This window comes from Desulfotomaculum sp. (assembly GCA_003513005.1).
Lineage (GTDB): Bacteria > Bacillota > Desulfotomaculia > Desulfotomaculales > Nap2-2B > 46-80.
Genome location: DOTD01000036.1, coordinates 30,669 through 51,217, shown reverse-complemented (window position 1 = coordinate 51,217; position 20,549 = coordinate 30,669). Strand labels below are relative to the sequence as shown.

The window sequence follows — 20,549 nt, the reverse complement described above, 5'->3', positions numbered from 1 at the left end:
TCCTATATGGTGTTATTGAATCCTAAAAAACCCTGTCAATCATCTGATTAACCTGAAGGTTTTCTTTTACTTTTCCTTTGGTATTGTATACTTTTTGCTGATCCGGTGAGCAAAGTATGGATAGGATTTGGTGATGGAAGTTAATACCGTTTTGGCTGAGCAAAGCATTTATCTCAAATTTTTCCTTCAACTGCTGTACCAGGTTGACAATATTTTTTTTAAGCTGAGCCACTTCCGCTTTTTCTTCGTAGGGGTTTTCCTTACCCTGGCTTAAATACTCCGTCTTTTTCAAGTTTAAAAAAACCATTTTTTCATTGGTTTCCAATATAAAATTATTGACCTTGTTCAGTTCTTTTAAATTGCCTTCCCGAAGAGCATGCTGTTGTGTTCCGGCTGCACTGACAAGTTTCTTGGCCAGGATAAGTTCCAGGTCTAAAATTTCCTCAAGTGAAAGCTGTCTGTTGGACATTTCAGCTCTTCCCTTAACGCTTTTGATTTTTCATGGAGTTTATTTCCTCAGAAAGTCCATTAATGATTTTTTCTTCATCTATTTCAAAGGACCCATCTTCAATTTTCTGCTGAATACTTTCAATTAATTCCTGACGCACATCTGAAAGGTTGTTTAGTTTTTGATGAAAAGATTGTATTTCTCTTGCTTCCGGTGAGATATCAAGCAAGCTGTTTTCCTCTTCAGTACTGGTGTCTTTTTTAGCCTTAAGGTTTTTACCCTGTTTTAATTCGCTGCGGTATATTTCTAAGAGTTTTTGAGTGTTGCTGCTTTCGTTTATCTTCATTACAACCACCCCAAAGTTATTTTTTCTCCTTTTTATCTATTCGGCACAGAAAAAATATCACTTTAGGCCTTTTGAGAAATATTTTTTATTCTTCTTTAGTTTTAATTTCCTTTTTCCTGTTTGAGGGTTTAAGAAAACCTGACAGCCGGTCTCTGATTAGTGTGGGATTATAACCGGCTTGAAGTGAGATAACTCCTTCCATCATCAATTGCCTGATGAGAATCTCTTTTTTACTGAGGCCGCTCAGTTTTGTTGCGATAGGAAGCCAGATAACGTTTGCGCTTCCTACACCGTACAGGGTGGCAATAAATGCTACTGCAATGGCCGGACCGAGTTCGTCAGGCGTACTCAATTGGCCCAGCACGTGAACCAAACCCATCACTGTCCCGATGATTCCCATAGTAGGCGCATAACCGCCGGCTGCCTCAAAAATTTGTTTGCCTGTCTGGTGGCGTTCTTCGGTGGCGTAAATTTCAACCTCAAGCGTATTCTTAACAAGCTCCGGGTCATTGCCGTCTACAAGGAGCTGCAATCCTTTTCGCAGAAAAGGGTCATCTATTTCGGAAAGCCTGTTTTCCAACTGCAATAAACCTTCCCTTCGGGAAACTTCGGCCAGTTCAACGATTTTTTCAATCACTTCGCTTGGTTCGGGTACTTTTTGAGTCAGGACGATCTTGAACAGGCCGGGGATCGTTTTTATTTCTTTCATTGAGAAGCTTGCTATGGTTGCTCCTATTGTACCTCCAAAAACAATCATAGCGGCTGTTTTTTGCATAAGCGCGCCTGCGTGGCCCCCTTCCAACAGGAAACCGCCGACTAAGAATACAATTGCCCCGAGTGTCCCGATAAGAATAGTAGGGTCCAAGATTTGATTCTCCTTTATTTATTAGTCGATGATCCTGGCTCCAATACCTGGTATTCATTCCGTAAAATTACTATGTCAACCCGCCGGTTCATTTGACGGTGCGCTTCTGTGTCGTTAGGGACCCTGGGCCTGTATTCACCGTAAGCTGAGGCTGAAAGCCTTTGTGGCGGAAACGAGTGTTCGTTGATTAATTCCTTAACGACTGTAGTGGCACGGGCGGATGACAGTTCCCAGTTGGATGGGTAGACCGGGCTGTGGATGGGTAAGTTGCAGGTGTGCCCTTCTACCCTGATATAGTTAGGGACTTTACGCAGCATAGGCGCCATTTGGCTGATTATTTTCCCTGCCTGCTGGGTTAGTTCGGAAGAACCGATTACAAATAAAACCTCTTCCTGAAAACTTATTACAATCCCTCTGTCCTCGCTGGACACCGAAACTTTTAATTGAAGATTGCTTTTTTCGATATAATCGGTCAGTTCTTCCTGGATATCCGATAAAGTCATCGAATCCTGCTGATCATTTTCGGGCGTGGGTGGTCTTGAACCTGACTTCCCAGGTGAAGCTGAAGGGCCGCCGTTCATCAGAATCATTCCGCCTCCTCCCATAGCCTGACTTAATGATTGCGACAAATATTTAAATTTCTCGAGGTCCAATTGTCCTAAAGAGTACAAAACTATAAAAAAAATCATCAACAGAGTAATCAAATCAGCATAGGTAATCAGCCAGCGTTCAGAACTTCCGTGGCTTTCATGACTTTTCCTTGCCCTCATCATTAATCACGCCGCTTTCAGGGAAAAATACCTCGCTTTTAACATCGGCTTTTTCCACTCAATGCTGTAGGACCTTATAAAAAAGGTTTAAATTAAGAAGAGAAATTTTTTTGCGATCCGATGTACGAATTCGAATTTTAGGACTTGACAAAAATATCAGATAATATGAAAATACACTAAAGCCAAATTATTACACATTTATAACAATTGGACATTATTAGTTGGTTTTTCGCGGTGCACCAACACCTTTATTTGTAAAATATTGGCGGATAGGTTAGGGCAGGATAAAAAAATTATTTAGATTCGACAATATATTACAAAATACTACAAATTTCGATAGAGGAAAATCCTTCTTTGTGGTGAATAAAAAATATGTAAAAAAATAAGATAATATGTTTTTATCTGTAATAATGACCATGGAATATTAGGAATTGAATTATAAATATAGAAACATTTCTCATTTACAATAAAACTTCTGGCTGCTGGCTGATGGCTTGTGGCTAGTTGTCACTCTTTTTAGCAGTCTTCCGATTGTAATGCTTATAACATTTTTGATACGGAAACAAGTTAATTAAGCGCATCATGTTTTTGAGTGGAAACAAGAGATATATATAACAGCATTTGTCATATCTGGTACTGGTAATTATGGGATAAAATGATAAAAGCACCAGAAAGAAGAAGTTGTATTTCGGTGTTTTAATATTTAACTGCAAAGGAGTGAGTTATATAGTGTCTTTGTTTGAAAATGAAAATATTACTCTGCTGGCAAAATACCTTGACGTAGAAACCATGCGGCAAAAGTTAATAGCTCAAAATATAGCCAACATTAGTACTCCGGGTTATAAAAGCCTTAACTTGCGATTTGAGGATTGTCTGCAGGATGCCCTGAATTCGGACAAGGTAAATCTGGAAACTTCGCTTGATAATCATTTCAGTAATATTCCGGACCCGAAAAAAATGGAGCCTTTTGTCGAAAAAGATGATACCTCTAAAATGCGTGCGGATTTAAATAACGTTAACTTGGAACATGAAATGACAGTATTGTCTGCAAACACAATTCAATACAATCTGGTCATACAGAGGTTAAGTGGTAGTTTTCAACAACTTAGCTACGTTATAAGGGGGCGCTAATAATGAGTTTAAACTTTATGAGTTTTAAAATAAGCGAGTCTGGTTTGGCAGCGGAGAAAATGCGCCTGAATCTGATTGCCGCTAATTTAGCAAATATAAACACTTCCAGAACAAGTGCCGGAGGGCCATATAAAAGAAAGGCTCCTGTTTTTGAGGAGAAATTTCAATTAAAAAAAGATAATAATGGAAATTATAAAATTGAGGATGCCGGGGTTAAAGTAAGTTCTGTTTGGGAGGATCAAAGTCCTCCGAGGCTTGCGTATGAACCAAATAATCCTGAAGCTGATCAGCAGGGTATTGTAGCTTATCCAAACATTAATGCAGCCAACGAGATGATCGATCTAATCACTGCATCGAGGGCATATGAAGCGAACTTGATGACTTTGGAAGCAGCAAAAACCATGGATCAGAAAGCTCTGGAATTGAGCAAGTAAAAAAGGAGGTTTTCTCTTTATGCAGGTAAATAATATTTCTGCTTCCTCTGTAATACCTATAGTTGAACCGGCGCAAAAAGACAGCGCGCAGTCTTTCGGACAGTTATTATTAGAACAGATTGAAAAAGTAAATGAATCGCAGTTAAAAACAGGAGAAGTGACTAAACAATTCTTATCAGGAAATATTCAGGATATCCACCAGGTTCTGATCGCTGCGCAGGAGTCTAAAATTACCCTGGAGTTGGCAGTAGAAATTCGAAATAAGGTAATTGAAGCTTATCAAGAAGTTTCAAGGATGTCAGTGTAATTTAAATGTGTTCCCGCCTCTGCCGTTAGAAGGGAAGTGTTTTAAATAAACTGGGCAAATTTACCTTCAGAAGCAAGTAAAGGCTGGCAGACCCTGCAGCCAAAACGCAGGATGTTAATAGCTGCAGTTGGCGCAGGAGTGATCTTTTGTATATTATTAATCTATTTTTTGCTGAACCACATAACTTATGCTCCTTTGTTCACCGGACTTGATTCTGCTGAAGCCGGATCAATGGTTGAAAAATTAAAAGAACAAAAAGTACCCTACCGTTTAAGCGATCAAGGAAGAACAATTCTCGTGCCGGAAAAGCAGGTTTACGAAATAAGAATTGGACTGGCCAGCAGTGGGGCTCTCGGTCAAGGAGAAGGCTTTGAGCTTTTTGATCAGACCAAGCTGGGTATAACGGACTTTGAGCAGCAGGTACAGTACCAACGGGCTTTACAAGAAGAACTTAGAAGGACGATAACTCAGTTAGACGAGGTTGAGCAGGCAAGAGTTCACCTGGTTCTCCCTCAGAAGTCAGTTTTTATTGAACAGGAGACTCCATCTTCCGCTTCCATAGTATTGAAGTTAAAACCAATGGTAGTGTTAAAACCTAACCAGATCAAAGGGATTGCCGACCTGACGGTAGGAAGCGTGGAAGGCCTCAAACCTGAAAATGTTCATGTTGTCGATACAAATGGAAATGTTTTAGATGTAGAAGAAAAAAGCTCTATTGCCGGGGGTATGATGGAGCAGTACCAGGTTAAAACCTCTTACGAAAACGCTCTGGAAAAACGTATCCAGGCAATGCTGGAGAAAATTTTTGGATTGGGCAAAACAGTGGTTATGGTCACGGCCGATCTTGATTTCAGCAAACAGGAGATACAAGCGGATACATATCAGCAGGGTCCTATAGTTAGTGAACAGTTGATCAAAGAAAATACCTCGTCTTCTGAGGCGTCCGGTGTCCCAGGAACGGAAAGTAATTCACAGGTTAATCAGCAGACACAAAACGACGAAACCGCAAGCAATATACAGGTTAATCAGGAGGCACAAAACGGCGTGACCCCGCGTATTGAAACAATACGTAATTACCAGCCGATAAGCAGGCAGGAAAAGATATACCCGGCAGTTGGAAATTTACAGCGTCTGTCAATTGCCGTAGCGGTTGATACACGCCTTTCCCAGGACGTTGAGCAGCAGATTACCGATGTTGTGAGTTCTGCTGCGGGTTTGAATCAGAGCCGGGGTGATCAGTTGACGATTAGCACTCTTGCCTTTGATAAGACGTCCGAACAGGAGGCAGAAGCTGAAATGGCCCGGCAGGAAGCGGCGCAAAAGAAAGAACAGCAGCAAAAATTAATTATCACGGGTATTGCGGGGTTGGCCGGGATAGCTGTTCTGTTCATTCTAATTAAAACCATTTTAAACAGAATATACCAGGGCAGGGACATGGAAATTGAAGAACTACGGCCTATTCAGGAAATGGAAGTTAGAGAAATACCTGTACAACCTACTGTGGAAGATAAGGTGCGCTACCTGGCAAAACAACAACCAGCTGAAGTGGCGGAAATAATAAAGGTATGGCTGGCGGAAAATCAGTAAAGGAATTGTAAAGGTGAAGACTTATGGAAAAATCACTTGAAGATGCTGAACCCGGTCTGGTTTTAAGCGGGAAAGCGGCTCCAAGAAACATTGAAGAAGCGAGGCCGGATAAAAGCGCCGCCAGAAGGTTAACCCCTTTGCAGAAGGCGGCAATCGTTCTTATTTCTATGGGTTCTGATCTCTCCAGTCAGATTCTAAAATACGATTTTTATCAGGAAGATATTGAACGTATAACAGAAGCTATAACGAAACTGGGTAAGATACCCAAATCTGTCCGTGAAAGTGTACTTGAAGAATTTAAGGAGTTAAAGCAAGCTAAAAGTTTCATTATCACGGGGGGCACTAAATACGCACAGGAGTTATTGGAAAAGACGGTCGGGCACCAGCGTGCTCAGGAGATAATAAAAAAATTGACCTGGGAATCAAAGACAATTCCTTTTGCCAGTTTGCGTAAAACGGATCCCCTCTATCTGTTTAATTTTATAAGAGATGAGCACCCTCAAACTATAGCTATGATTTTGTCTTATCTGGAGCCAGAAAAAGCCGCTCAAATTTTGTCGTCCCTGCCAAAGGAAATGCAAAGCGATATTGCCCGCCGTATAGCGGTTATGGATCGTTCTAATCCTGAAGTCGTCAGGGAAGTTGAGAAAGTATTGGAAACCCGTTTGGCGTCAGTCGTTAAACAAGGTCAGACGGTTATTGGGGGCATTCCTTCAATAGTTGAAATATTAAATATGAGCGATCGAAATACTGAAAAAACAATACTGGAAGAACTGGAAACCAAAGCTCCGGAACTGGCGGACGCGATCAGGAAAAAGCTGTTTGTTTTTGAAGATATCGTTAAGTTGGATGACATTTCAATACAGCGGGTTCTAAGGGAAGTTGACGGTAAGGATTTAGCCTTGGCCTTACGGGGATCCAGTGATGAAGTGCGTAATTGTATCTATAACAATCAATCTAAGAGAGCCGGCGAAATGTTGAAAGAGGAGCTTGATTTTATGGGACCGGTGCGCTTAAAGCAGGTCGAAGAAGCACAGGCTAAAATTGTCAAGATTATTCGGGTTTTGGAAGAAAGCGGAGAAATAATTATTTCAAGGGGTGGCGAGGATGTCATTATCATCTAACAAGATAATTAGAAGACCAATGATATCACAAGTCCGCAAGGTTTGTTTAATATGTGAAAACAATACGAGCGAACAAGAATACACGGCGCCCATAGGGAGTGTTGCGGGAGAAATCACCAGCCATAATTCGGGTTCTGTTTTATATGCGAACGAAGAAGCAGGTAGAATTCTCGAAAAAGCCCGTATAGAAGCGGAGGAAATTTTCTCCCAGGCGAAAATGGAAGGTTCCCAGGCAGGTTACCGGGAAAGTCTGGAAAAAGCTAATCAGGAAGCTGAAGAAATCCGTCAGAAGGCGCTCCATCTTTTAAAAGAGGCTCATGAAATCAAACGAAAAACTTTTGAAGGGATGGAAGAGGAAATAGTTCTTCTTTCCTGTGAAATTGCCGAAAGAATCGTCAACAAGCAATTAACCGTTGAACCCGAGACAGTATATGAGATTGCCAAAGAAGCAATCGGAGCAGTCTCTGATAAAGAGCGGGTAGATTTAATGGTCAACGCGCAGGATTTTGATATATTCCAGAAAAACCGGGAAGATATCTTAAAGAGGCTTCCAGGTGGCGCTAAGTTAAATATATTAACTGAACCCTCCATAAAACAAGGTGGCTTAAAAATCAGGACGTCGAGAGAAGAAGTTGATGCGACGTTAGATAATCGATGGGAAGTTTTAAAAACGAATCTGGTTAAAGGGTACATAGATGTTTAAAAGTATTCCGTCAGTAAATTTAAGGTATTATCGCGAGCGAATTAAAAAAGCTCAATTGATTAGAGCATGCGGTTTGGTCAAAAAGGTCACCGGGCTGCTTATTGAAACTACGGGCTTAACATCCTTTATAGGTGAGTTGTGTTATATTAAGGTTCCTAATCTCGATCAGCCTGTTCTTGCCGAGGTAATCGGTTTCCGTGAAGGCAGCTCTTTAATAATGCCTCTTGGAGACCTAAAAGGTGTTTACCCGGGATGCCCTGTAATTCCGACAGGCCATCCTTTGCTTGTTAAAATTGGAGATAATATTCGCGGCCGTGTTCTTAACGGACTCGGGCGGCCGCTTGACGAAAAACCGCTTGACGAAGACGGGATTTTTTGGCCGGTGGACAACCTTCCGCCAAATCCCCTGGCCCGACGTCAGGTAAATGAGGTTTTAGCAACAGGAATAAGAGCTATTGATTCATTATTGACTTGTGGCAAAGGACAAAGGTTAGGTTTGTTTTCCGGCAGCGGTGTAGGTAAAAGTACTTTGTTAGGTATGATAGCCCGTTATTCCAAAGCACAAGTCAATGTAATTGCGCTGGTTGGCGAAAGAGGGCGAGAGGTCGGGGATTTCATCTCCCACGATTTAGGAAAGGAGGGATTAAAACGGAGTGTCGTTGTAGCTGCTACCTCGGATCAACCTGCCCTTGTCCGCCTGAAGGCCGCATTCGTGGCAATTGCTATTGCAGAGTACTTTCGTGAACAAGGTCTGGATGTGCTGCTGCTGCTGGATTCTGTCACGCGTCTGGCAATGGCGCAAAGGGAAATAGGACTAACAGTGGGTGAACCCCCTGCAACAAAAGGGTACCCACCCTCTGTATTCGGGCTTTTACCAAGGCTGTTAGAGCGAACCGGAACTGGGGAAAGAGGTTCTATCACTGCTTTTTATACCGTACTCGTGGAGGGTGATGATTTTAACGAGCCTATTGCTGATACCGTTCGCAGTATTTTAGACGGACATATAATACTGACACGCGAATTGGCAAACCATAATCATTATCCTCCTATTGATGTTTTGCAAAGTGTAAGCCGTCTGATGCCCGATTTGGCAAATTTAAGGCATCAACAAATGGCTGGTCGCTTGAGGGATCTGCTGTCAACATATAAGCAAACAGAGGACTTAATTAATATTGGCGCTTATGCGAGCGGTTCAAATCAGAAAATAGACGCTTCAATCCGTAATTATGAAAAGATAATCAATTATCTTCGCCAGGGTCCCGAAGAGTTTTGTGCTTTTAAAGATACTTTGGCTTTGTTGGAAAATTTACAACTAGCGGAGTGATTAAATGTCCAATTTTGTTTTCACGCTGGAAAAAGTCTTGAACTACCGCATGAGTGTGGAAAAGGCTGCCAGGCAGGCTGTGACTGAAGCACAGGAAAGGTATGATTTGAATAAAAGAATACTGGATGAAATGTACAAAAGCTATGAAGGGGGTCTGGTACAGGACGATGCAGGTGTTGAGATTTCATGGGTTATCCGTCAAAATAACTACCGCCTTTATTTAGCCAAGTGCATAGAGAGGCAGCAAGAACTATTATCCGGAATTCAAGATGAAATTCATGAAAGACGTGATAAATTGATACGTGCGTGGCGGGAAAGGTCCGTCCTCGAAAAGGTTAGAGAAAAGTCATTTAGCAGACACCAGCTTGAGGAAAAGAATAAAGAAAAATTTCAAAATGATGAAACCGGACAGAGCACTTTCGTTTATCACAAAAGAGGTCAATTATTATGATTTTCCCGACTGAAAAATCAGCCTGGGGCATCTTCCTTGCTGATTCAAAGCTAAAAGGAAAGAGCGGATTTGCAGGAGAAACCGTAAAGGATCAAACCGGTTCTTTTGGGGATGCTGTTAATGCTATGTGTCTGTCAGGCAATTGTTTTCTGCCAAATATGAATACAGTTATTTCGCAAACAGGCAATAGTGAAAAACCTCAAAACGAACTTTCGGATGAAAGAATCTTTAAAGACCCGTTTGAAAATATGACTGGAAAAGTTAACATTTCCGGAGAGTCTCCTGTTGTTGGCCAAAGCAGGGATCTAATCGGCATTGATAAAAAGGATGACCTGCAGAACTGCCAGGATGAAAAACACGCTGCTTCGCTGTCAAAAGAAATTCAAAGATATGGTATCGATCAGATTAACGCAGGGGGGACGGCTCTTTCAATTCCGGCCGCTCTGAATAGTAAGGAAGAGGGTATCCAGGATAACGCTAGGGAATTGGGAATTCAGCAGGTTATTCAACCAGGTTTTAAAGTTGAAGAAATGGAAAAATGGAAGGAGATTCAGAATCCTGTCCCTGAAAGAAACTGGGAAGAGATCGAGGCTGCTGTCAATGAAACATCCAATTTATTAGGCGTTGCGAGTTCTGATCTTATTCCGGAAGAGATTTTAGGATCAACGCCGGATCAATCACAGGTTGAATTTCAACCACAGGGTGAAATAGACAGGCTGCAAAGTATTGTTGGGGATTCCACTCCTTTAGAAATAGCTCCTTTAGGTCTTGAACGGAAAGGAATAGCTAAATTTGAGACTGAGCAATCTTCAGCGGGTATAGCTATGCAGGGAAATGGGTCTGAAAATAATAAAAACGACAATGCCGGGCATATTCAAGCAGTCCAGGCAGATACCTGGGTGTCCAACCTTTTAGAAACTGTTGAAGCTTCGACCAATTATACTCAAAGCGAAGGCAGTGTTGTTCAATTATTTGCGGCTTCAAAAAATTCCGGGAGAATATCTGCCTCAGAAAACGCAGAAGATTCTAATGGGGACGAGAAGGTAGCCGGCCTTCAAAGGCAGTCTGACTTACTGCAAAACCTCGCCGGCTCTTTGTCAAAATCTACCGGCATTTCCGGGAGTGCAGTTTCTAAACAGGAATCAGTCATGACCTATCAGCAGGTTCCCATAGCTGAACTGCCCTCAGTTGTGCTTTCGGCTTTGCGGTCGTCCGGCTCCGGTGAAAAACTGATTAGGATTAACCTGATCCCTGAAAATCTTGGTCCTCTAACAATAAAAGTAAAAGAAATTAAAGATAAACTTGTGATTCATTTCATTGCTTCCAGCTCTGACGCAAAAGATATTTTGGAGGGTTCAATACCTCAGCTGAAACAGTCAATTATACAGTTGTCTGGTTCCACGAATGAAACCCTGGTCTTCTTAAGCCAGGAACAAAACCAGGGGCAGGGAAAGGATAACAATGCGCAAGGAGGGTGGAACTATTTTAAAAAATCGTTAACCCGGCTGTCAAACGATACTGTGGGCGCCGCCCGGCAAACATTTGAGAATGGTATTAACAGCCAGAGTGGAGCAAGAACAGTTAATTATTGGGTTTAGGAGTAGATAAATATGTCAGTATCATCAATTAGTAATGAAAATAGCCAGCAGTCACAGACGAGCCAATCCAGAACCAGTTTTCTGGATAAGGACTCATTTTTAAAGCTCATGGTTGCTCAACTTGTCAATCAGGACCCTTTTAATACACAGGACAGCGGGCAATTCCTTACCCAGTTGGCCCAGGTGACTCAACTTGAGCAGATGATCAACCTGAATGACAAATTGACTAATTTGGTACAAGGCCAGGTTTACACACAGGCTGTATCTTTAATCGGACTTCAGGTGAAAGTCCAAGACTCAAATGGTAAAGAAGTTGAGGGGACAGTGAGCAAAGTTGCTTTCCAAAATGATCGGGTCAGTGTAGTCATTGATGAGGTGTCTTACCCGTTATCCGCTGTTATTGAAGTAAGTAATGGCGAAGAAGTTGATGGGACAGTGAGCAAGGCTGCTCCTCAAAATGATGAGGCCAGTATAGTTATTGAAGAGGGGACTTATCCGTTAACCTATGTTGTTGAAGCAACTAACTAGCAAAGGAGGCGCCGGTTTGGGGTAAATAGAGTTGTTCGCCCGGCTTATTTACCTGAAGAAAAGTCCGGGTCACAGGTTGCGGGAAGGATGCAATCTGTTTCATTCCAATCTGTTTTGTACGATAAAATTCAGCAAGACAGAGTAAAAATTTCAGCACACGCTCAAAAACGTATGGAACAGAGGAATATTTATCTTAATGAGTCAGACTGGTCTAAAATAGGCAATGCTGTAAACCGGGCTCAAGCAAAGGGGGTGCGCGATTCACTGCTGCTATACAATGATCTGGCTCTTGTGACCAGTATAACAAACCGTACCATTGTTACTGCCTTAGACAAAGACGCAATGGTCAACCATGTTTTCACCAATATCGACGGAGCGGTTATTATTAAATAGATTTACCGGCCGGACCTTTCTAGGGGGCCGGGAGGCTGTTGAACGAAAGAGACAGCCGATCAATAAGGTCAATTATAAGGAGGTCAAATAATTTGATTAGGTCACTTTATTCAGGTGTTTCAGGTATGCGCAACCAACAGATCAGTATGGATGTAATCGGAAACAATATAAGCAATGCAAGTACATACGGTTTCAAGGCGTCAAGAGCGTGTTTCAAGGATCTTTTCAGCCAGCAGTTAAAGTATGCTACCGGAACCGACACACCGCCTTATATATATCCTTCACAAGTTGGAACAGGGGTAACGATAGGAAGTGTTCAGAATTTATTTAGTCAGGGCGGGATGCAGGTAACAAGCAGGGTTCTTGACTTGGCAATTGAAGGAAATGGATTCTTTATGCTCAAAGATCCGACAACGAGTATTATTACTTACACCCGTGACGGCAATTTTACCCTTGATAAGGAAGGTTATCTGACAAGTATGGACGGGTCACGGGTTCTTGACTCCAGCGGCGCTGAAATACCGGCTTTGGATATAGCATCTGGTCAGCAGATTATAAGTATTGGAACTGACGGCTCAATAGGTGTTTTAAACTCCGATGGGACTACGGATACGTTGGGGGTAGTCGGCATCGCCAATATCATTAACCCGGAGAGTCTGGAAAAATGCGGTAACAACAGCTATATTCCAACAATTACTACGGGTGATTTCGCTGACTTTTCAACACCGATAAATCCGGGCGCTCCGGGTAGTGAAGGAGGCCAAGGTTTAATTCAATCAGGTTATCTGGAAATGTCAAATGTTGATTTAACCAACGAGTTTGCCAATTTAATTACCACCCAGAGGGGTTATCAGGCAGATGCCAGGGTGATCACTACTTCCGATGAAATGCTGCAAACCATTATTGATCTGAAAAGGTAAAAAATATGTTAAAGGGTAAATTAAAGGCCCGCCTCACAAAAAAACAAAAACAGCAAGAAGGGGAAATAAGTGAGGAAGGGAAAAAACAGAAACCTTCAAAGATAAAGCTGTTCATAGCCGCGGGCCTGGTCCTTTTTTTAATAGCCGGCAGCGCAGCATTCATCTACTTTAACAAGGGTATGAAAAGCGAAATCACAGGTCTTGTGCAATTTCATAAACAAGACAAAAAAAATGCGGAAAAAAAATCGGAAAAAGATGCTGAAGAAATAGCCGCACTCTCATCTTTGGTAGTCAATTTATCCGGTAAAGGCGGGCATTTTGTGCGGGTATCCTGCGTGCTTGTTTTCCCTAAAGACAATAAAAATCTGGCGAAGGAACTTAAGGAAAAAAATTATCTTTTAAGCGATACATTGATTGAAGCGCTTCGGGGGAAAAGTGCGGAAGAAATTCAAAAAGATCCGGCATCAAAAGCTTTAAAGGAAAATTTGCGGCAGGCAATTAATGCTAAATTGACCGCTGGACAGATTAGCGGCGTTTATTTTACAGAGTTGCTGGTTCAATAAAATAAGGGTGCTTTGCAGACATGAATGAAGAAGAAATTAGAGATTTTTTAAAAGGTTTAAAAGAGGATAGTATCACTGTTAAGAAAATTAAATTTCCCGAACTCAAACACTCCACTAACGCATCCAGGATTAAGGTCAGCCTGAAGCATTTGTTTGATGTCAGGATAACGATTACTGCTCAACTTGGTCAGACAACCATGAAAGGTTCAGAAATTCTGTCTTTTAAGAAAGGCAAGTTGATTATTTTAAACAAGATTGTTGGAGAACAAATAGATCTTTATATTAACAACCAGAAATTTGCCAAGGGTGAAGTCCTTGTTATTGGAGAAATTTTTGCAATAAGAGTCAGTTCAATATACCCGGATCCAAACAAAGATTCCGAGGAGCTGTAAGGCTTTGAATGAGGGAGAATTATTGCTGCCCGTTTTAAAAATAATCATTACTCTGGTTGTTGTTATATGTCTGGCTTATGCGTCCATCCGTTTCGGTCTGTCGAAAATATATATACCATCTGGCCGGACAAATTATATGAAAATTATTGAACAACTTTATCTTGGACCGAAAACGTTATTAATTTTAATCCAGGTTGGCGAAGAATACTTTTTACTTGCTTCTTCCAACGGGCAAATCAGTTGGCTGAAAAACCTGGCGGGCAAACCTGAAACTCTGGAGTGTAACCTTAGTGCGAATGAAAGAAAAGATCGATCTCATATTTATTCACGTCTTCTGGGGAATACATTATTAAAACGTTTCTTTACGAGGTAAACGTACCTTTGAAGGGGAAAATTAATTTAAACAGTCAAAACAGGAGAATATTTTTAAGTCTGCTTTTCTGCGGCTTGGCAGTTTGTCTTTTTTGCTTCCTGCCTGATTGTGCTTCAGCCCAACCTGTTCCCATTCCCAATCTTAACATTCAGGTTGGACAATCTTCAACACCGAAGCAGACAATGGATACTGTAAAACTTCTTGTTTTACTGACCATGCTTTCCCTTTTACCGGCAATATTAGTCATGATGACCTCTTTTACACGGATTATTGTAGTCTTGTCAATTTTAAGGAGCGCCCTGGGAACGATGCAAATTCCCTCAAACCAGATCATAATAGGGTTGGCGTTATTCCTGACAATATTTGTTATGTCACCTGTTTATAACGAAATTGATCGCCAGGCTATAAAACCTTATTTAGCCAATACAATCAGTCAAGAACAGGCCATGAATGCCGCCCAGGCGCCTTTACGCTCTTTTATGCTCAAACAAACAAGGGAAAAGGATCTTGCCCTGTTTGTAAGTCTTTCAAAAATCAACAGGCCAAGCAATCCGCAAAAGGCGCCAATGCAGGTAGTTATTCCTTCGTTTATTATAAGTGAACTGAAAACCGCTTTTCAAATAGGTTTCTTGATTTATCTTCCTTTTCTGATTATCGATCTGGTGGTGGCCAGCATTCTTATGTCAATGGGAATGTTCATGCTTCCGCCGATTATGATTTCGCTGCCTTTTAAGTTGCTGCTGTTTGTACTAATTGATGGTTGGTACCTGGTCGTCAAATCTCTGATGGAAACCTTTCATTAATTAAAGAAGCAGGAGGTTTATATGACTGACGCTTACGTTTTAGGAGTTTCCCGCCACGCTATCTGGTTAATATTGCTGATTACTTTACCCATCCTGGGAGTGGGCTTAGCGGTTGGTCTGGCGGTAAGTATTTTCCAGGCGGCAACGCAGATTCAAGAGCAAACATTAACATTCGTACCAAAACTTATTGTTACCTTTTTAGCAATTGTTGCTTTAATGCCCTGGATTATGCACTTGCTGACCACATATACAATAGAACTATACAGCCAGTGGCCGTTGCTGCTGCAATAGGGAGAATTGTAATGGACTTCACAGGCATGACATTCTTTTTACTTATTTTTATCAGAACATTTTCATTCCTGATAGCCTCACCTTTCCTTGCCATGCCAAATATTCCTGTTCTGGCAAAGTTAGGATTTGGCTTTTGCCTGTCAATAATTGTTTATCTTACTTTTCCCAGTGTGCATCAGGAAATATCCGGGGGTCTTCCGGGCTTTGCACTTGCGCTGACCAGGGAGGCAGGATTAGGTTTGCTGCTGGGAATCCTGGTTAATATGATCTTTAGCAGCATCCGGAATGCCGGGCAGTATATGGATTTCCAGATGGGCTTTAGCATGGCTAATACGGTTGACCCCCTGTCAGGTGTACAGGTGACAATTATGGGGCAGTTTATGAATCTTTTAGGATTGGTTTTCTTTCTGAGTATAGATGGGCACCACCGCTTGATTAACGCTCTTGTGCAAAGCTACAGGCTTTTTCCAATAATGGCTGGGAGTTTTAGTTTTCCCAGCAGAGCAGGATTTGTTGCAGCTAAAGCAGCCGGGGTAATGTGCCTTCTTGCGGTGCAGATCAGTATTCCCCTTCTGGCTGTATTGATCATTATTGATTTATCTCTCGGTCTGGTAGCCAAGGCCGTTCCCCAGGTCAATGTTTTTTTGCTGGGTTTCCCCATTAAAATAATTGCTGGCCTTTTTGTCCTGATCATTTTGTTGCCTCTTCTGGCAACTCCTTTGGCCAACGTATTTTTGTTAATGGAAGAAAATATTAATCGTTTATTGGGTGGATAATTTATCTTTTGTTTTTAGGAGCCAACAAGGATGTCTGACACACATGATAAAACTGAAAAAGCGACACCTCGTAAACTGCAGGAATCAAGGCAGTCAGGCCAGGTAGCCAAAAGCTCCGATTTGAACGCTGCTTTAATCCTTCTTTTTATGGCTTCTTTTATTTGGTTGACGAGGGGCTTGTTTTTAAATAATATGTCAGGTTTTTTAGCTGGCTTTTTTGAGCATGTACTCAGTACACAGGGCGCCGGGACTGATTTTATACAGTTTTTCGTGCGCACATTACTGCGGACTTCTTTTATTTTACTGCCTTATTTGGCTGTTCCTTTGATAATTGCTATCGGAGCCAACTTGTTACAGGTGGGTTTTCTTTTTTCGCCAGGCGTTCTGTTGCCTAAAGCAGAGCGGCTGAACCCCTTTAATGGGTTCAAAAAAGTATTCTCTATGAGGGGATTTTTCGAATTAGCCAAGACGTTGCTGAAAATATCTATAATAGGCTTTGTAATCTACCGGTTGGTAAGAAACCAACTGCCTGATTTGATTGAACTTTTTCGTTGCGGAACCCGTGAGACTGTAATGACAATAGCCAGTTTTGGGACATTAATTTTGTTGTATGGAGGAATAATTTATTTTATCCTTGCAATCATTGATTATATTTACCAGCGATACCAGCACGATAAAAATTTGCGCATGTCCAAGTATGAAATTAAAGAAGAAATGCGCCAAACAGAAGGAGATCCTTTAATAAAATCCCAAATCAGGCGCAGGCAGAGACAAATTGCCTTTAACCTGATTAAACAGGAAGTACCGAAAGCCACGGTAGTAATTACTAACCCGACACATTTTGCGGTTGCCCTGCTTTATAAAGACAAAGAAATGGATGTTCCGGAAATCACTGCTAAAGGCGCTGGTGAAATTGCCTTGCAGATTAAGAAATTAGCCAGGGAAAATAATGTTCCTCTGGTTGAAAACAAAGAGTTGGCGAAGTTTCTTTACTATAAAGTGGAGATTGGAGAAAAAATCCCTGTAGCTTTGTATCAAGTAGTGGCTGAAATAATAGCTCATGTCTACCGTTTAAAGGGTAGGACGGCTTAGATCAAGCAGCCGGGGGAGGATATTTAAATGCCGCAGGACTTTTCGACAACAGTAAGAAATAACCTGAGTGTAAGAAAAAATGGGGATCTAATCGTAGCAGGAGCGGTAATCTTTATTATCCTTTTGATTATTATTCCCTTATCGCCTTTTTTCCTTGATATTTTACTTTCTTTTAGCCTGACACTGGCAATGGTCATTGTCCTGATAACCATGTTTACATTAGAACCATTGCAGTTTTCTATTTTTCCAACTCTGCTTTTGATTACTACGCTTTACCGGCTTGCTTTAAATATATCCTCAACGAGACTAATCTTAAACCGGGCTGAAGCCGGAAGTGTAATAGATACTTTCGGACACTTTGTAATCGGAGGAAATTACGTAGTCGGTATTATTGTGTTCATAATTATAACGGTAATTCAGTTTGTAGTTATAACAAGCGGGACTACGAGGGTTGCTGAAGTAGCGGCACGCTTTACTTTGGATGCGATGCCGGGTAAACAAATGGGGATTGACGCCGAATTCAACGCCGGATTGATCAGTGAAGAGGAGGCCAGAAGGCGTAGAAAACATATTCAGCAGGAAGCAGATTTTTATGGAGCCATGGACGGCGCAAGCAAATTTGTCAGGGGAGATGCAATAGCCGGTATAATTATTATCCTTGTGAATTTGATAGGAGGACTGCTTATCGGAGTGCTTCAGATGGGCCTTCCGATTAATGAGGCAGTAAAAAAATTTACTTTACTTTCAATAGGGGACGGATTGGTGGCACAAATACCTGCGCTGTTAATCTCAACTGCCGCCGGCATCATCGTTACACGTACGAGTCAAGAATCGACACTCGGACATGAAGCTTCCAGACAATTTCTAAATTTCCCGCGGGCTTTATATCTGGTTGCCGCAATCTTATTTGTTTTAGCTTTAGTTCCTACCATGCCTCATCTATTATTTTTAATTTTGAGCGGCGGTTTTGCTTTTCTTTCCTATAATATAACCAGCCAGCAAAAAAGCATGTCGGCAAAAGATGAACAGGAAAAGATCCTAAAAACAAAGGAAGATCAAAAACAACCTGAAAATGTTGCCGGTTATTTTATGGTTGACCCACTGGAAATCGAAATTGGTTACAATTTGATTCCTTTAACCGATGAATCCAGAGGGGGAGATTTATTGGCCAGACTCGCTGCCGTACGGCGCCAGTGCGCTACCGAATTGGGCATTTATGTGCGGCCAATTCGTATCCGGGACAATTTGCAGCTTGAGCCGGATACTTATACTTTCATTCTTAAAGGAGTACTGGCCGGAAAGGGTGAACTTAAACCCGGATACCAACTTGCTTTAGTATCTGCGGAGGATAATAGCCCGGTTAACGGTTTGCCTACCCAGGAACCAACTTTTGGGTTGCCGGCTTATTGGATAGACTCTACAGAAAAATCCCGTCTTGTTGCCCAGGGCGTTACGGTGGTCGATTGCGCTGCTGTACTGGTTACTCATTTGACCGAATTCATCAAGAGACATGCGCATGAACTGCTCAGCAGGCAGGATGTAAAGGATTTGTGTGACGCAATCAAGGTCAAAAATCCTGCGGTAATAGAAGAACTGGCGCCCAATGTTTTAAGCTTAGGAGAGATTCAAAAAATTTTGCAAAACCTTCTTAAAGAAAATATACCCATTCGTACACTGACTTCGATCTTGGAAGCAATAGCCGATGGTGCAAGATCCTCAAGAAACGTGGACTTTTTAACAGATTATGTAAGATCTACAATGGGGTTAACGATCTGCAAACTTTATATGAAGGATGATGATAAGTTAACGGTTATTACACTTCATCCGATGGTTGAGCAAAAAATAATCAATTCTCTTCATGAAAGCCAGACGGATGTTTACCCCGTACTGGAGCCAAAAACGGTTCAAATGCTTCTGGAAAATGTAAAGAAGTCTATTGAAAAGGCTAATCTTATAGGTATAAAACCGGTAATATTATGCTCCGGGAGAGTGCGTCTGCCGTTTAGAAGACTGGTTGAGCGTTATTGGCCAAGTCTTGCTGTGATTTCATTAAATGAGATTGCGGCGGAAATAAAAGTCGAATCTATTGGAACGGTGAATTTAAATGAAAGTTAAAAAGTACTTTGCAGAAGATATGCGGCAGGCAATCTCAGAAATAAGAAGGGACATGGGTTCAGAGGCGATCATCATCAGCCAGCGCAGAGTGCGGGGTAAAGGCGTTTTAGGATTTTTTATCCAACGGCTGGAGGTAACCGCTGCTCTCGAAGAAGATAATAAAACTAATTTTAGCTATGAATTAGAACGGGAGCTGCAGCAAGGCCGGTCTGAATCCAAACAGGAGTTTCTGAACCGGCTGAGGTTTGAGAGAGATGATGATCCTGTGGATACAAATGAAAATGGCATTCCAGAATCAGAGTATAGTGTTAGTCCGGCTTTAGCAGATCTGTCTTTGTATGAAAAGGCGGATCCAAGCTTGCCGATACAAGAGGAATTAAAGGAAATGAGAAGTTTGATTGAGCAAATGGTTTCTGTTCAGGAGAATGGTAGAAGCATCCGTAATGAGTATTTGGAATTATGGATACATAAGTTGCACACACACGGCCTTGGAAAAGCTTCCATAGACATGCTTCTTCAGATTATTCCTGAAAGTTCCTGGGAAGATGAGAAAAAAGTCGAAAGTCTCTTAATCGATCACTTGGCTGGTAATCTGAAACCTTTATATAATGGGATTCACCACGGTCAGGTTTTGAGTTTTATTGGCCCTACAGGGGTTGGCAAAACAACTACCCTGGCCAAGTTAGCTGCGCAGCTGACCTTAAATCAAAGAAAAAAGGTGGCTATTTTAACCATTGATACATATCGAATTGGGGCGGTCGAACAACTTCAAACATATGCTGAAATAATTGGTGTTCCACTTCAGGTGGTTATGTCTCCTGGCGAGTTTAAAAATGCATTGCTGAAAAATGAGGACAGAGACTATATTCTTGTTGATTCTGCGGGCCAGCCTTTCTCGAAGGATGATCAGGCTCAGGAGTTGCAGGCATTCTTACGGGAAGTGGACAAGCCCCATGATGTTTTTTTAGTTCTGAGCAGCAATACAAAAAGCACTGATCTGCTGCAGGCAGCAGAATATTTTATGCCCTGCGGATATAACAAGCTGATTTTTACTAAAGCTGACGAGACGCTTTCGCAAGGTTCGATACTTGATGTTATAAATAAAGTTAAACTGCCGGTTATTTATATAACTAACGGACAAAACGTACCTGATGATATTATGGAAGTTGAGCACCATAGTTTAGCTTCTTTTATACTGGACGGGGTTGATTGAAA

General features: G+C 41.6%; 25 protein-coding genes. 21 read left to right on the top strand and 4 right to left on the bottom strand.

Annotated elements, in window-relative coordinates; translation table 11 throughout:
• Positions 1-22: 22 nt before the first annotated feature.
• From DEH07_04305 to DEH07_04290, 4 genes are all read right to left on the bottom strand, one after another.
• A complete protein-coding gene (locus DEH07_04305; protein HBY03758.1) occupies positions 23-469 on the bottom strand; it encodes a hypothetical protein in 447 nt (148 codons plus the stop codon).
• 13 nt (positions 470-482) lie between these two features.
• Positions 483-794, bottom strand: a complete 312-nt coding sequence (flgM, locus tag DEH07_04300) for a flagellar biosynthesis anti-sigma factor FlgM (protein HBY03757.1) — start codon at positions 792-794, stop codon at positions 483-485.
• Between the two features lie 85 nt (positions 795-879).
• The gene (locus DEH07_04295; protein ID HBY03756.1) at positions 880-1,659 is read right to left on the bottom strand and encodes a flagellar motor protein; all 780 of its coding nucleotides are present in this window, start codon (positions 1,657-1,659) and stop codon (positions 880-882) included.
• Between the two features lie 14 nt (positions 1,660-1,673).
• On the bottom strand, positions 1,674-2,429 hold the full coding sequence (locus DEH07_04290; GenBank protein HBY03755.1) for a chemotaxis protein MotB: 756 nt from the start codon (positions 2,427-2,429) through the stop codon (positions 1,674-1,676).
• A 681-nt stretch (positions 2,430-3,110) separates the two neighbouring features.
• On the opposite strand from DEH07_04290, the gene flgB reads away from it, so the two are divergent.
• From flgB to DEH07_04185, 21 genes are all read left to right on the top strand, one after another.
• Positions 3,111-3,560, top strand: a complete 450-nt coding sequence (gene flgB, locus DEH07_04285; protein HBY03754.1) for a flagellar basal body rod protein FlgB — start codon at positions 3,111-3,113, stop codon at positions 3,558-3,560.
• A gap of 2 nt (positions 3,561-3,562) precedes the next feature.
• Positions 3,563-3,994, top strand: a complete 432-nt coding sequence (gene flgC / locus DEH07_04280; protein ID HBY03753.1) for a flagellar basal body rod protein FlgC — start codon at positions 3,563-3,565, stop codon at positions 3,992-3,994.
• A gap of 19 nt (positions 3,995-4,013) precedes the next feature.
• Positions 4,014-4,301, top strand: a complete 288-nt coding sequence (locus DEH07_04275; GenBank protein ID HBY03752.1) for a flagellar hook-basal body complex protein FliE — start codon at positions 4,014-4,016, stop codon at positions 4,299-4,301.
• 111 nt (positions 4,302-4,412) lie between these two features.
• Positions 4,413-5,888 (top strand): flagellar M-ring protein FliF, encoded by a 1,476-nt coding sequence (fliF, locus tag DEH07_04270; GenBank protein HBY03751.1) that lies wholly within the window; start codon positions 4,413-4,415, stop codon positions 5,886-5,888.
• A 23-nt stretch (positions 5,889-5,911) separates the two neighbouring features.
• Positions 5,912-7,012 (top strand): flagellar motor switch protein FliG, encoded by a 1,101-nt coding sequence (locus DEH07_04265; protein ID HBY03750.1) that lies wholly within the window; start codon positions 5,912-5,914, stop codon positions 7,010-7,012.
• The gene (locus DEH07_04260) at positions 6,996-7,715 is read left to right on the top strand and encodes a flagellar biosynthesis protein (protein HBY03749.1); all 720 of its coding nucleotides are present in this window, start codon (positions 6,996-6,998) and stop codon (positions 7,713-7,715) included. Before DEH07_04265 ends, DEH07_04260 begins: the two co-directional genes overlap by 17 nt.
• Positions 7,708-9,039 carry an EscN/YscN/HrcN family type III secretion system ATPase gene (locus tag DEH07_04255; GenBank protein ID HBY03748.1) on the top strand — a complete coding sequence of 444 codons (1,332 nt, stop codon included), beginning with the start codon at positions 7,708-7,710 and terminating at the stop codon, positions 9,037-9,039. Before DEH07_04260 ends, DEH07_04255 begins: the two co-directional genes overlap by 8 nt.
• A 4-nt stretch (positions 9,040-9,043) precedes the next feature.
• Complete coding sequence (gene fliJ, locus DEH07_04250) at positions 9,044-9,490, top strand: flagellar export protein FliJ (GenBank protein HBY03747.1); 447 nt, start codon at positions 9,044-9,046, stop codon at positions 9,488-9,490.
• Complete coding sequence (locus tag DEH07_04245; GenBank protein HBY03746.1) at positions 9,487-11,088, top strand: hypothetical protein; 1,602 nt, start codon at positions 9,487-9,489, stop codon at positions 11,086-11,088. The genes fliJ and DEH07_04245 overlap by 4 nt, the downstream gene beginning before the upstream one ends.
• A 12-nt stretch (positions 11,089-11,100) precedes the next feature.
• Positions 11,101-11,616 (top strand): hypothetical protein, encoded by a 516-nt coding sequence (locus DEH07_04240; GenBank protein ID HBY03745.1) that lies wholly within the window; start codon positions 11,101-11,103, stop codon positions 11,614-11,616.
• 87 nt (positions 11,617-11,703) lie between these two features.
• Entirely contained in the window at positions 11,704-12,009 is a 306-nt protein-coding gene (locus DEH07_04235) for a flagellar protein (protein ID HBY03744.1), read from the top strand.
• Positions 12,010-12,101: 92 nt separating this feature from the next.
• Positions 12,102-12,929 carry a flagellar basal body rod protein FlgG gene (gene flgG, locus DEH07_04230; protein HBY03743.1) on the top strand — a complete coding sequence of 276 codons (828 nt, stop codon included), beginning with the start codon at positions 12,102-12,104 and terminating at the stop codon, positions 12,927-12,929.
• Positions 12,930-12,934: 5 nt separating this feature from the next.
• Positions 12,935-13,492 carry a hypothetical protein gene (locus DEH07_04225; GenBank protein HBY03742.1) on the top strand — a complete coding sequence of 186 codons (558 nt, stop codon included), beginning with the start codon at positions 12,935-12,937 and terminating at the stop codon, positions 13,490-13,492.
• A 20-nt stretch (positions 13,493-13,512) separates the two neighbouring features.
• Positions 13,513-13,884, top strand: coding sequence for a flagellar motor switch protein FliN (locus tag DEH07_04220; GenBank protein HBY03741.1), 372 nt, complete (start codon positions 13,513-13,515; stop codon positions 13,882-13,884).
• Between the two features lie 4 nt (positions 13,885-13,888).
• Positions 13,889-14,257 carry a hypothetical protein gene (locus DEH07_04215; protein ID HBY03740.1) on the top strand — a complete coding sequence of 123 codons (369 nt, stop codon included), beginning with the start codon at positions 13,889-13,891 and terminating at the stop codon, positions 14,255-14,257.
• Between the two features lie 182 nt (positions 14,258-14,439).
• Positions 14,440-15,060 carry a flagellar biosynthetic protein FliP gene (gene fliP / locus DEH07_04210; GenBank protein HBY03739.1) on the top strand — a complete coding sequence of 207 codons (621 nt, stop codon included), beginning with the start codon at positions 14,440-14,442 and terminating at the stop codon, positions 15,058-15,060.
• Between the two features lie 21 nt (positions 15,061-15,081).
• A complete protein-coding gene (gene fliQ, locus DEH07_04205) occupies positions 15,082-15,351 on the top strand; it encodes a flagellar biosynthetic protein FliQ (GenBank protein ID HBY03738.1) in 270 nt (89 codons plus the stop codon).
• An 11-nt stretch (positions 15,352-15,362) separates the two neighbouring features.
• Positions 15,363-16,127 carry a flagellar type III secretion system protein FliR gene (locus DEH07_04200; protein ID HBY03737.1) on the top strand — a complete coding sequence of 255 codons (765 nt, stop codon included), beginning with the start codon at positions 15,363-15,365 and terminating at the stop codon, positions 16,125-16,127.
• Positions 16,128-16,157: 30 nt separating this feature from the next.
• On the top strand, positions 16,158-17,219 hold the full coding sequence (gene flhB, locus DEH07_04195; protein HBY03736.1) for a flagellar biosynthesis protein FlhB: 1,062 nt from the start codon (positions 16,158-16,160) through the stop codon (positions 17,217-17,219).
• Between the two features lie 27 nt (positions 17,220-17,246).
• Positions 17,247-19,334: a flagellar biosynthesis protein FlhA gene (gene flhA / locus DEH07_04190; GenBank protein ID HBY03735.1), complete on the top strand. Its 2,088-nt coding sequence runs from the start codon at positions 17,247-17,249 to the stop codon at positions 19,332-19,334.
• The gene (locus DEH07_04185; protein HBY03734.1) at positions 19,324-20,547 is read left to right on the top strand and encodes a flagellar biosynthesis protein FlhF; all 1,224 of its coding nucleotides are present in this window, start codon (positions 19,324-19,326) and stop codon (positions 20,545-20,547) included. The genes flhA and DEH07_04185 overlap by 11 nt, the downstream gene beginning before the upstream one ends.
• Positions 20,548-20,549 lie beyond the last annotated feature (2 nt).

Excerpts from the sequence above, each read along its gene's own strand:
- fliP (HBY03739.1), top strand. The coding sequence starts at position 14,440 with ATGGATACTGTAAAACTTCTTGTTTTACTGACCATGCTTTCCCTTTTA.
- flhA (HBY03735.1), top strand. The coding sequence starts at position 17,247 with ATGCCGCAGGACTTTTCGACAACAGTAAGAAATAACCTGAGTGTAAGA.
- DEH07_04255 (HBY03748.1), top strand. The coding sequence starts at position 7,708 with ATGTTTAAAAGTATTCCGTCAGTAAATTTAAGGTATTATCGCGAGCGA.
- DEH07_04200 (HBY03737.1), top strand. The coding sequence starts at position 15,363 with ATGGACTTCACAGGCATGACATTCTTTTTACTTATTTTTATCAGAACA.
- flgM (HBY03757.1), bottom strand. The coding sequence starts at position 794 with ATGAAGATAAACGAAAGCAGCAACACTCAAAAACTCTTAGAAATATAC.
- DEH07_04275 (HBY03752.1), top strand. The coding sequence starts at position 4,014 with ATGCAGGTAAATAATATTTCTGCTTCCTCTGTAATACCTATAGTTGAA.
- flgC (HBY03753.1), top strand. The coding sequence starts at position 3,563 with ATGAGTTTAAACTTTATGAGTTTTAAAATAAGCGAGTCTGGTTTGGCA.
- DEH07_04305 (HBY03758.1), bottom strand. The coding sequence starts at position 469 with ATGTCCAACAGACAGCTTTCACTTGAGGAAATTTTAGACCTGGAACTT.
- fliF (HBY03751.1), top strand. The coding sequence starts at position 4,413 with ATGTTAATAGCTGCAGTTGGCGCAGGAGTGATCTTTTGTATATTATTA.
- DEH07_04265 (HBY03750.1), top strand. The coding sequence starts at position 5,912 with ATGGAAAAATCACTTGAAGATGCTGAACCCGGTCTGGTTTTAAGCGGG.
- DEH07_04225 (HBY03742.1), top strand. The coding sequence starts at position 12,935 with ATGTTAAAGGGTAAATTAAAGGCCCGCCTCACAAAAAAACAAAAACAG.
- fliJ (HBY03747.1), top strand. The coding sequence starts at position 9,044 with ATGTCCAATTTTGTTTTCACGCTGGAAAAAGTCTTGAACTACCGCATG.
- DEH07_04290 (HBY03755.1), bottom strand. The coding sequence starts at position 2,429 with ATGAGGGCAAGGAAAAGTCATGAAAGCCACGGAAGTTCTGAACGCTGG.
- fliQ (HBY03738.1), top strand. The coding sequence starts at position 15,082 with ATGACTGACGCTTACGTTTTAGGAGTTTCCCGCCACGCTATCTGGTTA.
- DEH07_04220 (HBY03741.1), top strand. The coding sequence starts at position 13,513 with ATGAATGAAGAAGAAATTAGAGATTTTTTAAAAGGTTTAAAAGAGGAT.
- DEH07_04235 (HBY03744.1), top strand. The coding sequence starts at position 11,704 with ATGCAATCTGTTTCATTCCAATCTGTTTTGTACGATAAAATTCAGCAA.
- DEH07_04185 (HBY03734.1), top strand. The coding sequence starts at position 19,324 with ATGAAAGTTAAAAAGTACTTTGCAGAAGATATGCGGCAGGCAATCTCA.
- DEH07_04260 (HBY03749.1), top strand. The coding sequence starts at position 6,996 with ATGTCATTATCATCTAACAAGATAATTAGAAGACCAATGATATCACAA.
- DEH07_04240 (HBY03745.1), top strand. The coding sequence starts at position 11,101 with ATGTCAGTATCATCAATTAGTAATGAAAATAGCCAGCAGTCACAGACG.
- DEH07_04245 (HBY03746.1), top strand. The coding sequence starts at position 9,487 with ATGATTTTCCCGACTGAAAAATCAGCCTGGGGCATCTTCCTTGCTGAT.
- flhB (HBY03736.1), top strand. The coding sequence starts at position 16,158 with ATGTCTGACACACATGATAAAACTGAAAAAGCGACACCTCGTAAACTG.